The organism is Okeania sp. SIO3B5 (genome assembly GCF_010692555.1).
Lineage (GTDB): Bacteria > Cyanobacteriota > Cyanobacteriia > Cyanobacteriales > Microcoleaceae > Okeania.
Window position 1 is genome coordinate 1 of the sequence record NZ_JAAHHG010000302.1, and the last position, 11969, is coordinate 11969.

Consider the following 11969-nt stretch of genomic DNA (forward strand, 5'->3'; position numbering starts at 1 on the left):
CCTCAGTGGAGGCAAGATCGAGCTGAAATTGAAAACAGACTAACAGAAATGGAGAAAGATGCGCTAATGATACTAGATTTAGTGCAAACACACAAGCAAAGAATAACTCATCTACCTCAAGGTAGAGAAGAAGAAGCAATAGTGAAAGTCGTGATGTCTAGACTGCAAAGCAAAGATAAGTGGCTCAAACACGCTCCGAAAGAATTATCTGTGCTAGTGGAAACTAAATTAGTGTCTATTACAGTCCATCAATTTCGCCACGAACTGAGAACAGAAAGCACAGTATTTCAAGCCTTAGTACATGATATGCTAGCAACAGCAGGTGAAGATATCAGTCGTCTTGTTGATGTCACCAACAAAATAGAGAAAAAAGTAGATCAATTTGTTGGTGACTACCGTCAAGATATAGACAAAATTATTTCTGGTATTGGTGGAGCTAATAGTCACTTAGAACAGTTAATATTACTGCTGCGTAAACAGATGCAACAATGTCAGGCAATACCTGCTGACTTTGCTGCCTTAATAGCAGATAAAACAGAAGGGTTTCTTGGACGAGGTTTTGTTTTTGATGCCATTGATGATTTCATCCATAACAAATCTAAAGGATATTTTATCATCGAAGCTGATCCGGGAGTAGGTAAAAGTACAATCATTGCCGAATATGTACGTCGCAATGGTTGTGTTGCCTATTTCAATTTATTATCAGAAGGTAGAACTAGGGCTGAGGATTTTCTTAAAAGTATCTGTACCCAGTTAATTGAAGGCTATAATTTGCCTTATGAACTACCATTACATCCGGATAACACTAGCAATGGTAACTTTCTATCAAAACTACTAAACGAAATTAGTGCCCAACTAACACCAAGAGAAAAACTAATAATTGCAGTTGATGCTTTAGATGAAGTTGATTTAAATAGTCAAAGTGGGGCTGCTAATGTGCTTTACTTACCAGCTAACTTACCCAATGGAGTTTATTTTCTGCTGACTAAGAGGTCTGATCCACTACCGTTAGTTATTTCGGCACCACAGAAAATTTTTGACTTAATGATTTATCCCAATGAAAGTCTAGAAGATGTCAAACTATTTATTCGTCTGCGTACAAAGCGATCGGCACTAGCAGAATGGATCGAACAAAGAGGCTTAACATTAGAAGAATTTGTCGAATCTATAGCCAGCAATAGTGAAAATAATTTCATGTACTTAAAATATGTACTTGATGATATTGAGCAAGGTAACTATAGTGATATTAATTTAGAAAGTTTACCTCAAGGTTTAGAGAAATATTACGATCAACACTGGCATCGAATGAAAATGAATGTCAAACCATTGCCTATTACTAAGTTAAAAGTCATATATTTCTTAACAAAAACTCGTAAACCAGTATCCTGTAGAATGTTAGCCAAATTTAGTGGAGAAATTTCCTTAATAGTTCAAGAAATTCTGGATGAGTGGGCACAATTTCTGCGAATTTATCAAACAGAAGGAAAACCAGTTTATAGCATATATCATGCTGCATTTCAAGACTTTCTGTACCGAAAAGATATTGTTCAAGAAGTAGAGTCATTAATTGAAATCGAAGGTATGGAAAAACAAATCAAAAATAATTTGTTAGGAATGGTTTACAAAAATGCCTAGAAATTATGATTTGGAACTGGAAGTCAGGAAACACATTTAAGTAGGGGAGTAAGGGAGTGGGGGAGTGGGGGAGTGGGGGAGTGGCAAACATCAGAATAATTAGCATTAACTGAGTAATAATTAGGAAATAAGTTATTAAACCTGTGTTAGTTACTTAATAATTGAAGTCTCAGCCAAGTATAGCATTAATTTTGGGAGTTGGTATAATATCATGTCCGGATTATCAGTGATAAAAAAACTTTATCCCTTCTAATCTTTTCTTCCCTTCTACCTTCCCCTCCTGGGAGGGGTTAGGGGTGGGTTGCCTTCTGCCTTCGGACCTCCAAAGTGTAAGTATTCAACCGGGCATGATATAACAAATGCAATTAGAAGATTATTTTGAGTTTCTGACACCGGAGGATATTCGAGTTAAAGGAACGCGGATAGGTATCGAGCATATTCTTTACAAGTACGTTGTTGACAGTAAGACAGCAGAAGAAATTGCCGAACTATTTCATACTGTTAGCTTGGAGCAAGTTTATGCAACAATTTTGTATTATTTGCGCGATCGCGAAACGGTAGGACAATATTTAGACAATTGGTTGGACTATACGAATAAAGCTCAAGCTGAATTTGACCGTCATCCTCCTCTTTTTGTGGCGAATGTACTAAAGTGGAAGTTGGAACGTTTAACTCCAGCAGAGGAAGTTCCTAAATAATAGTAATTAGGGTTTGCTGAAAAAGTCTTTTTCAGGAAGTAGGGGAGATCCTCATTCTCAATATTATCAGAAAAGTTCGCTCTTCTTGAAAACCACGTCGCTTCAGCGCGTCGATGAAGAGCGAACGGGCGACTTTAGTCGCCGTTAAATATCTTAACAAAAAATACTTCGCTTTTCTTAACATTTTCTCAGTCAATTATGGTATAATACCAAGCATAAAGATGGTAAGGTCGGGCTATGATAATTTATGAGTTTAAAGTGAAAGCAAAAGAATTCCAATATCGTGCAATAGACGAGGCGATTAGGACATCTCAGTTCATTCAAAACAAGTGCTTGAGGTATTGGATGGACAATAAAGGTGTAAGCAAATATGACCTTAATAAACATTGCGCTGTATTAGCTAAAGAATTTGCTTTTGTCAATGAACTAAATTCAATGGCTCGACAGTCTGCGGCAGAAAGAGCTTGGAATGCGATTAGTCGATTTTACGATAACTGCAAGAAGCATATACCCGCCAAAAAAGCGGTGCGACCCCGCGATGACGACAGTCGCAAGGGAACGCGCACCAAGAGAGGTTATCCTAAATTCAAAAAGTATTGCCGTTCTTTAGAATATAAAACGTCTGGCTGGAAGATATCTGAGAAGAGGAAAGCGATTACATTCAAGGACAAAAAAGGTATTGGTAAGCTTAAGTTGAAGGGAACTTATGACCTTAACTATTATCAACTAGACCAGATTAAACGGGTTAGGTTGATAAAACGTGCTGATGGTTATTATTGCCAATTTGCTATTAAAGCAAATGTCAAAGTTGAAACTGAGCCAACAGGAAAAGCAGTCGGTTTAGATGTTGGCATCAAATATTTCTTAGCAGATAGTAATGGCAATACTGTAGAAAATCCAATGTTTTATCGGCAATCGGAAAAGAAGTTAAACCGTGCTAATCGACAGAAATCCAAGAAGTACAAAAAGGGCGCAAAACCGCAGTCTAAAAACTACCATAAAGCCAGATGTCGATATGCCAAAAAGCATTTAAGAGTAAGTAGGCAGCGAAAAGAATATTGCCAGGGAGTAGCATATTCCGTGATTCAATCTAACGATTTGATAGCCTACGAAGACTTAAATGTTAAAGGCATGGTAAAAAATCGACATTTAAGCAAATCAATCAGTGATGTTGGATGGTCAACTTTTCGACAATGGTTAGAACATTTTGGAAGAAAGTACGGCAAATTAACTATTGCTGTATCGCCACAAAATACTTCTCAAAATTGTTCTAATTGCGGTGGGAAAGTTAAAAAGTCTCTATCAACTAGAACTCATATTTGTCCTCATTGTGGCTATGTAGAAGATAGAGATATTAATGCAGCTAAAAACATCCTAAAAAAAGCGCTCAGTACCTTGGGGCACAGGGAAACTAATACGCTTGCGGGAGATTTGCCCTCTGGCTTGGTTGGCTTCGGCCTGTCAAGTGATGGCGAGTCGATGAACCAAGAATCCCCGTCGCGAAGAGCGCGGGGAGTGTCAAAAATGTATAAAATGTATAAGCACTAAAGCTAAATTAATTGTATATTTGATGGTCATATTAAATAGATGGGCAAAATTATTTTGATATCTACTGTTCAAGCAAACAAGTATCTTTTTATTTCCTACTTCCTGCTTCAAGATATTAAATTAATTTTGCATAAATACCTATTAGTTTACATCAGTATAACAAGGAAATTGAAATGGGTGAGTTTAGAGAAAATTTAGCTCAAATGCCCCTAGAAGATCAATACTATCTCTTAGAAACTTTACCAGGTTTTCTCGTGAGTGAATCTGATACAGACCAATTGCATCGCTTACTCACAGATTTTGATTTTATCGAATCAAGACTATATTTATTCGGAGTAGAATATCTATTAAATGATTATGAGGAAGCCATGCATTCTAATGTATGGACCTCAAGTGAAAAAGTTAAAACTCTAAAATTAATTCAAGGGGCAATTGAACTATCATCTCATATCCTTGTCGAAGATAAAACACAACTACCAGGACAACTTTGGGGGCGACTGCTATCTTTTGAAATACCAGAAATTCAGGAAATGCTACAACAAGCAAAATCCTGGAACCGGACACCCTGGTTAAGACCAATGGCACCAAGTCTCACACCTCCAGGAGGTAGACTACTGCGCACTTTCATCGGTCATACAGGCTGGGTAAATGCAGTAGTTGTCACCCCAGAAGGATTGGTAATTTCTGGTTCTGCTGACAATACTCTCAAAGTTTGGAACCTGGAAACAGGGAAAGAAATAGCAACCTTAATTGGTCACAGAGGCAGAATTAGAGCTATAGCATTACTAGATGAAAAATGGGTGGTTTCCGGGTCTGATGACTTCAGCATCAAAATTTGGAATCTAGAAACAACTAAAGAATTTCTCACTTTCACTGGTCATACAAGAGGAGTAAGAGCAGTGGCAGTATTACCAGATGGTAGATTAATTTCCGGTTCTTCAGATAATACGATTAAAGTCTGGAACCTAGAAACACAAAAAGAAGAATTTACTCTCACTGGTCATAAAGGTTGGGTAAATTCGTTAGCGGTATTATCCGAACGAGAAATTATTTCAGGTTCATCCGATCGTACTCTCAAAATTTGGAATATTCAGACAGGAGAGGAATTATTAACACTGAGTGGTCATACGGGTGGCGTGAGAACTGTGGCGAAACTTCCAGGAGGACAAGTAGTTTCAGGTTCTTCTGACAACACAATAAAAGTTTGGAATTTGCACAGCCAAAAAACTACTTTGACATTCAAAGGTCACGCTAAGGGGATAAATGCAGTAGCAGTAGCTCCAGATAGTAAGGGAATAATTTCTGCTGCTTCCGACAATACTCTCAAAGTTTGGAGTCTCCAGACAGGAGAAGAGTTATTTGCTCTCAAAGGTCATGCTGACTCTGTATATGCAGTGGCAGTTTTACCAGATGGACGCATAATTTCAGGTTCTGATGATTTTACTCTCAAAGTTTGGAGTCTTGATACTTCTGTAGAATTACCACCACCCATCGGACATACTAATAGGGTGAATGCAGCAGTAGCGCTGCCAGATCGACAAGCAGCATCAGCATCTTGGGATAATACAATTAAGGTCTGGAATTTAAACACAACAAAATCAGTTTGTACTCTTAAAGGTCATACTGATCGAGTTAATTCCGTAGCAGCATTACCAGACAAACGTATTATTTCAGCTTCTGATGATAACACTCTCAAAATTTGGAGTTGGGAAACAGCACAGGAATTGTTGAGTCTAGAAGGTAACACTAGATGTATTTTTGCTGTGGCAGTTACACCAGATGGTAAACGAGCGATCGCCTGTTTATCTGACCAAACTCTAAAAGTCTGGAGTTTAGAAACTTTAAAAGAGGTTGCTACTCTTGTAGGACATACTGACTGGGTAAGTTCAGTGACAGTAACGCCAGATGGCAAGCGAGTAATTTCTGGGTCTTTTGACAAAACTATTAAAGTTTGGTGGTTGGAAACTGGAGAAGAAGTTTCTACTTTGGTCGGTCATAATGGGTGGGTAAAAGCTTTGGCAGTAACCCCAGATGGTAAGCGAGTGATTTCTGGGTCTTTTGACAAAACTATTAAAGTTTGGTGCTTGGAAACTGCAGAGGAACTATTTAGTTTGAGTGGTCATACTGACTGGGTAAGTTCAATTGCAGTTACACCAAATGGTCAGCAAGTGATTTCTGCATCTGACGATCGTACTCTCAAAGTTTGGGACTTAGAAAAACGACAGGCGATCGCTCATTTTACAGGAGAGAGTTCTTTAGAATGTTGTGCTGTGGCAGAAGATGGAGTAAAAATTATTGTTGGTGAAGCTTCTGGCAGGGTACATTTTTTAACATTAGAAAGTTATAGGGAGTAGAGAGTGGGGGAGTAGGGGAGTGGGGGAGTAGGGGAGATTGAAGTAATTATAGAATTATTAAAGATACATTGTGTAATCGGGTTTTATATAAGACTAAAGAAGAATATGAAGAGAAAGTTTGTCTTGGGTAATATTATATCATGTTCGGATAATCAGTTATAAAAAAAACTTCTGGCCTTGAACCTTTCTTTCCCTTCTGCCTTCTGCCTTCTGCTTTCTGCCTTCCTTGCTCCAAAGTTTAAGTATTCAACCGAACATGATATTAGACATCTCCAATAATAAAGAATAAAATCAATTATCGCACATAAATTCTCAATTCTTCCCCTCCACCGGAGGGGCTAGGGGTGGGTTCCCTACTCCTGTACGGGCGAATCGCGATTCGCCCCTACTCCCTCTTTTATGGAGATGTCTATTTAAGTGGACATGGTATTAAAGAGCGATCGCTCAATCATCTAAGAACAAATTGCTTTTGAGCAAAAATTACTGCGATCGCCCGATAGAAATCAATATACATCTTCGATAATCAAAAATCAAATCAATTATCGTGAAAAATCATCAATTCTTTCTCCCTACTCTGTAGGGACGTTGCATGCAACATCCCTACCTACTCCCTCTTTTCTGAAAAGGTTTAATATATCAATGTCATTATTGTTTTAGTAATTGCAATGCTTGAATTGCCAGGAATAAAAAACCCACCGATCCAAGTACAGTGAGAATTTGGGGTACTAAATTAGGTGTTAATATTTCACTCATAATTGTATCCTTACGAAAATAATCAACTTATAGTCTATTTTATCTCAAACTTAAAAAATTGATATATGGAAGAAGGAAGAAGGAAGAAGGAAGAAGGAAGAAGGAAGAAGGAAGAAGGAAGAAGGAAAAATCTTACTTTGTCTGAGCTTTGAGCTTTTAATCTGTCCACGCCCTTTCCTTGGACTGCTATACTAGGGATTACTTTTGACTTTTAATTTTTAACTTTTATAAATGCTCAAAGTTAGTCAGGGATTACTTTTAACTTTTGACTTTTAACTTTTAACTTTTAACTTTTAACTTTTAACTTTTAATTTTTGACTTTTAATTTTTGACCAAAAAAGAAGGTCTCAAGCCTCCCCTTTCAAGGGGATGAAAAAAATAAAGTTCAATATTTCAAGCCTCTGACTTTCCTGCGGAATGCTACGCAAACAGGCAGAGGTACTGATAACTGATAACTGATAACTGATAACTGATAACTGATAACTGATAACTGAAATGACTTGCGTATAGCGCTATAGTTTCTACTAAAGCTTTTGGAGAAAAATAATGAAATTTGAGACGAATGTACAAGAAGCTTGCTACAACAAAATCTCTCTCTGGATGAGAGAATTATTTGATAAATTTCCCTGCGTCAGACAAGACTTACCAGGTATTACTTTATTTATGGGTTCTGCCTTAGTTGAAGTATCTGTTTTTGCTTGGGGAGATAATGAGGCAATCATTAATACTCGCTCCTATGTTGTGACAAATGTAGATTTGAAAGCAGATTTGATGAAATTTTTACTGCAAGAAAATAGTAAAATGCGATTTGGTGCTTTTGGTATAGACGAAAATAATAGCATTATATTTGAACATACAATAGTCGGTTCTACTTGCGATAAACCAGAATTAGAAGCATCAGTCAGAGCAGTTTTAGCAATTTCTGATGAATACGACGATAAAATTGTTGAACAATGGGGAGGACATAGGGCCATGGACAGAATATATTAGACCTCTTTTCTAAAGAGGGAGTAGGGAGTAGGGAGTAGGGAGTAGGGAGAAATAATTGATAATTTATGGATAAGAATTGATTTTATTTTTAATTTTAGGAGATGTCTATTAGACTTCTTGTATCATGTCCGGTTTAATACTTATTATATAGTTGGGGGAGATGGGGAGATGGTCTGATTTAATATTGAAGTGTAGATAGAATTATAAACATATACTGTATAACGGGATTTTATATTACCACTCTAAGAGGATATCTGAAAAGTTTTTTGATACTGAATTTTGCCCCCCTAGCCCCTCAACTTTGGGGGTAATAAGAGTCAATTTGCTTCTAAAAAGTCCCCCAAAATTGGGGGATGCGCGGGGGCTTGGATGTAGCAAATGGGACTTCTTAGAAAACCTCTTAAAATTAATAATGGTTCAATCAAATATTCATTTATCTAAATTTTTTATACTTTATGCTAAAAACAGAGCCTACTTACACATTTCCTGAATCTAATCATCCTATAGTTAAATCCCTATTCCATCATAGTGACCAAGAACTATTGACCTTATTTCAAAACTATCCAGACCAAGGAAAATACTTCGTAACAATTTTTTGTCGCTATGGCATGATAGTCCAAACTTTAATTCAACATTCCGTGCGTTCCCCCGTTCAAGCAGATTATCTATTTGCCCAAACTTGGCAACATATATTTTATGAATTGCGTGGCCTAGATTTACGAGAGGGGGCAGATCCAAGCAACGAAAATACTACTCTCCAGAATTGGTTAATAAATGTTACTGCTGTTAGTCTTAACCAAGCAGAAATTCCTCCTGTTGAATCAATTCGTTATTCTTTACAGGTAGCTCCACCGCCTTTATGGTGTTATGTTAGGCAAGTATTAGAACAGTTAGAAGCACTCCTGCGTTTAGTTCTGTTAATGTCTGAGACTTTCCACTGGAGTGAAACAAGAATTGCAGCATATCTCCAAGCTGAGGGAGAAACTATTTCATCTGAGGAGGTAAAGTCTTTGTTGCAGCAGGGATACTATCATCTAGATAATAATTTACCAGAGGATATTAAAGCTATATATTTTAATGATGATATGGAACAGGTTAGTACGAATATAAATCAGTTTCTCCAAGTTTCAAAAGAACCAAAACCCTGAGATAATTTAGGTCAAGACTCTAGCAAATAGGGAACAGTTCATCTGTTGGAAAAACATTTGCTTGTCTGAGGTTTATCATCAATTTATCTACTGAACAACTCTTTCTTTGCTATATAACAAAATTATTCTGTATTCATGCTGTTTGCTTTTCCATAGAATTAATTAGGAAAGCTTTGCATTAGCAAAACGTCCTCTATGAAGTAGGTATTTTGTCGATTTTTTTTCAATAAAACTGAGGATTAAATGTTATGTAGATGCTAGCTAAAAAACTTTAGACCTCAAATTTATCTTGAAATTAACCTAGTGCAGAATGGCAGAAATAACTAACCATTTACAAAATCCTAAAACAATTACAAATCAAAAATGATTGACTTTTAACTTTTAACTTTTAACTTTTAACTTTTAACTTTTGACTTTTGACTTTTAACTTCCACATAGCGGCGCTAGTTCAAAAATACTCCTCCTGTCCCAGTAATATTTAGTGATTTAGTATCTAAATCAAAATTTTCTGTGGAATTAAACCTCACCTCTAATACTCTAGGAGAAATACCTCGAGGACTTACTAATAATAACCCTCCATCAGGACGTTGATAGGTTAACGTTAATGGGACTGGCAATTCATATATTTCTACTACTGACCTTTCTCCTAGAGTCCTATGTCGGCCACCAATTACTTGATATTTAATTACGGCATCCGTTTGATTAATCAATCTTAGAGTAATGAGACCTTCAACAGGCGTAACCCTACCCGCAGGTTCAGGAAATTGTGGTGGTGTTTGATTAATCTCTTGCTGCTGGCCACCAGGGTTTCCTACATTAGGGGGTTGACGGCGAGGAGGCTCACTTTTCTCTGGTTCCGCCTCTACTGGTTTTCCTTGACCGCCAGATGGCTGACTAGCAGGAGGTTGACGACGACGAGGTTCTGTATTCTCTTCAACTTCCGCAGGTTCTTTTGTTGAAGGTTGAGTAGGTGGCTTAGTAGTACCAGGGGGAGGCCCTCCAGCTACAGCAACTGTAATTAGTCCCATGATTAAACTGCTACAAATGGTACTAACGATGGGAGTTTTTTTAACAAGTTTAGAAAGGTATGGCATCATAATATCCTGAGACTTTTATCAGTTATCAGTTATCAGTTATCAGTTATCAGTCAATACAGTTTCCAAGGTCATGCTGTGCAAACAGATAAGACCAAAACTCATAAGGTATGGAACTATTAGATGAGGTTTTCAGATGACAAAACTGCCAAAAAAATCCTTCAATAATACTACACTAGATAAGTTAAACGTTCTTGTAAATCAAATATTAATCTGAGTCTGATATCAAATCCGGTTCATTGCACATAGAATCCGGTTATATCATTAGGACTTACGTAGATACGCTATATATAGCGTTCAAAACTATTGGACAATAGTCTTTAGACTCTATAAATAGTACCTTTGCGTAAGTCCTGATAATATCTGTTTATAATTTCTTAAATTACTTCCATAGTACGCAGAACTAGCATATCTAGTACGGGCGTTACGAAGTATGCGCAAGCAAACGGCCGTTCGCCCCTACAGATGGTGTCTGATTTGATATGTGTAGGTAATATCATGTCCGGTTGAATAATTAGACAATGGTTGTCCGAAGGCAGGAGGCAGGAGGCAGGAGGCAGAAGGTTTTCTCCCATTTTTACCTTAATTTTATACACAAACGATGCTACCGGACATGATATAAGTCCTGTTCAATATTTAATTTAATATCCCCTACTCCCCCACTCCCTGACCGAAAAAATGGGTCTCAAGCCTCGCCCTTCTAGGGCGACTTTTTAGTTGTTTTTTTTCAATAAATATGTTATCGTGTTGTTAGTTTGATGCGTCAAGTTATGAAAGCTAGATTTAAGTACCGTATATATCCAACCCCGGGACAAAAATACCGATTAGCCAAGCTATTTGGCTGTGTCCGTGTGGCGAGTGAATGATAGTCTAGCTTTCTGCCAACAGAGGTATAGATCAGGAGAAAAGAAATCTACTAATTCAGAACTACAAAAGCTTTTTATTACTCAAGCTAAAAAGACTAAATACAGAGAATGGTTGTCAGAGGTTTCTAACATACCATTACAGCAATCATTGAATGATTTAAACCAGGCTTATCAAAACTTTTTTAAATCAATTCAAGGCAAGAGAAAAGGTAGACCTGTTAGACCTCCTAAATTTAAAAGTAGAAAGTCAAAGCAAACTGCGAGGTTTACAAAGGGAGGATTTAAAGTTGGTCAACATAAAGTTTATTTAGCTAAGATTGGAAAGCTGAAAATAGTTTCGCCCGTGAGAGTTACCTACTGCTCCATCATCAGTAACAGTAATCAAAGATTGTAGGGGCGATTCGCGAATCGCCCCTACTAGATATTTCTTAAGTTTTGTAATAGAAATACAACCAGAAGTATTACCTAAAACTGATAATTCAGTAGGTATAGATTTAGGTATTAAAACCTTTGCTACATTTAGTGATGGTACAAAGATTGATGCTCCTAAACCATTGAAAAAACATATTAAAAGGTACCGAAAGTTAAGTAAGTCATTATCTAAGAAAACTAAAGGGTCTAAAAGGTATGAAAAAGCGAGACTAAAAGTGGCTAAGTTTCATGCCAAATTAAAAGATACGCTTGACAGATTTTCTGCATAAATTATCTACTAAAATAATCCGTGAAAACCAAACAGTTGTTTTAGAAGATTTGAACGTTTCTGGTATGGTGAAAAACCGTAAATTATCCAGAGCGATATCAGATTTAGGTTGGAGGCAATTCAGGACACTGTTAGATGGAATTGCTGAAAAATATGGTCGTGATTTCAGAGTAATTAGTCGCC

Annotated in this window: 11 protein-coding genes; 10 read left to right on the forward strand and 1 reads right to left on the reverse strand. The window is 37.1% G+C overall.

Going from position 1 to position 11969, the window contains the following annotated elements; genetic code table 11:
- From F6K54_RS29305 to F6K54_RS29330, 6 genes are all read left to right on the forward strand, one after another.
- The coding region (locus F6K54_RS29305) for a hypothetical protein (protein ID WP_293085657.1) at positions 1–1635 on the forward strand (1635 nt) is incomplete at its 5' end.
- Positions 1636–1994: 359 nt separating this feature from the next.
- On the forward strand, positions 1995–2333 hold the full coding sequence (locus F6K54_RS29310) for a DUF433 domain-containing protein (protein WP_293085660.1): 339 nt from the start codon (positions 1995–1997) through the stop codon (positions 2331–2333).
- Between the two features lie 237 nt (positions 2334–2570).
- Complete coding sequence (locus F6K54_RS29315; protein ID WP_293085663.1) at positions 2571–3881, forward strand: transposase; 1311 nt, start codon at positions 2571–2573, stop codon at positions 3879–3881.
- 173 nt (positions 3882–4054) lie between these two features.
- On the forward strand, positions 4055–6235 hold the full coding sequence (locus F6K54_RS29320) for a hypothetical protein (protein WP_293085666.1): 2181 nt from the start codon (positions 4055–4057) through the stop codon (positions 6233–6235).
- Between the two features lie 1299 nt (positions 6236–7534).
- Positions 7535–7978 carry a YbjN domain-containing protein gene (locus tag F6K54_RS29325; RefSeq protein WP_293085669.1) on the forward strand — a complete coding sequence of 148 codons (444 nt, stop codon included), beginning with the start codon at positions 7535–7537 and terminating at the stop codon, positions 7976–7978.
- 455 nt (positions 7979–8433) lie between these two features.
- Entirely contained in the window at positions 8434–9126 is a 693-nt protein-coding gene (locus F6K54_RS29330; RefSeq protein ID WP_293085672.1) for a sigma-70 family RNA polymerase sigma factor, read from the forward strand.
- A gap of 443 nt (positions 9127–9569) precedes the next feature.
- Here the strand turns inward: F6K54_RS29330 and F6K54_RS29335 are convergent, their stop codons facing one another.
- Positions 9570–10154 carry a hypothetical protein gene (locus F6K54_RS29335; RefSeq protein ID WP_293085675.1) on the reverse strand — a complete coding sequence of 195 codons (585 nt, stop codon included), beginning with the start codon at positions 10152–10154 and terminating at the stop codon, positions 9570–9572.
- 836 nt (positions 10155–10990) lie between these two features.
- On the opposite strand from F6K54_RS29335, the gene F6K54_RS43230 reads away from it, so the two are divergent.
- From F6K54_RS43230 to F6K54_RS43245, 4 genes are all read left to right on the forward strand, one after another.
- Complete coding sequence (locus tag F6K54_RS43230) at positions 10991–11086, forward strand: helix-turn-helix domain-containing protein (protein WP_202223267.1); 96 nt, start codon at positions 10991–10993, stop codon at positions 11084–11086.
- Complete coding sequence (locus F6K54_RS43235) at positions 11070–11480, forward strand: hypothetical protein (RefSeq protein ID WP_366558262.1); 411 nt, start codon at positions 11070–11072, stop codon at positions 11478–11480. The genes F6K54_RS43230 and F6K54_RS43235 overlap by 17 nt, the downstream gene beginning before the upstream one ends.
- Positions 11481–11574: 94 nt before the next feature.
- Entirely contained in the window at positions 11575–11787 is a 213-nt protein-coding gene (locus F6K54_RS43240) for a transposase (RefSeq protein ID WP_366558264.1), read from the forward strand.
- A partial coding sequence (locus F6K54_RS43245) for a transposase (RefSeq protein ID WP_366558263.1) occupies positions 11768–11969 on the forward strand: 202 nt, incomplete at its 3' end. The genes F6K54_RS43240 and F6K54_RS43245, both read left to right, overlap by 20 nt.

Bases quoted from the DNA above. Each gene is read 5' to 3' on its own strand.
- F6K54_RS29310 (WP_293085660.1), top strand. From the start codon at position 1,995: ATGCAATTAGAAGATTATTTTGAGTTTCTGACACCGGAGGATATTCGA.
- F6K54_RS29315 (WP_293085663.1), top strand. From the start codon at position 2,571: ATGATAATTTATGAGTTTAAAGTGAAAGCAAAAGAATTCCAATATCGT.
- F6K54_RS29320 (WP_293085666.1), top strand. From the start codon at position 4,055: ATGGGTGAGTTTAGAGAAAATTTAGCTCAAATGCCCCTAGAAGATCAA.
- F6K54_RS29325 (WP_293085669.1), top strand. From the start codon at position 7,535: ATGAAATTTGAGACGAATGTACAAGAAGCTTGCTACAACAAAATCTCT.
- F6K54_RS29330 (WP_293085672.1), top strand. From the start codon at position 8,434: ATGCTAAAAACAGAGCCTACTTACACATTTCCTGAATCTAATCATCCT.
- F6K54_RS29335 (WP_293085675.1), bottom strand. From the start codon at position 10,154: ATGGGACTAATTACAGTTGCTGTAGCTGGAGGGCCTCCCCCTGGTACT.
- F6K54_RS43230 (WP_202223267.1), top strand. From the start codon at position 10,991: ATGAAAGCTAGATTTAAGTACCGTATATATCCAACCCCGGGACAAAAA.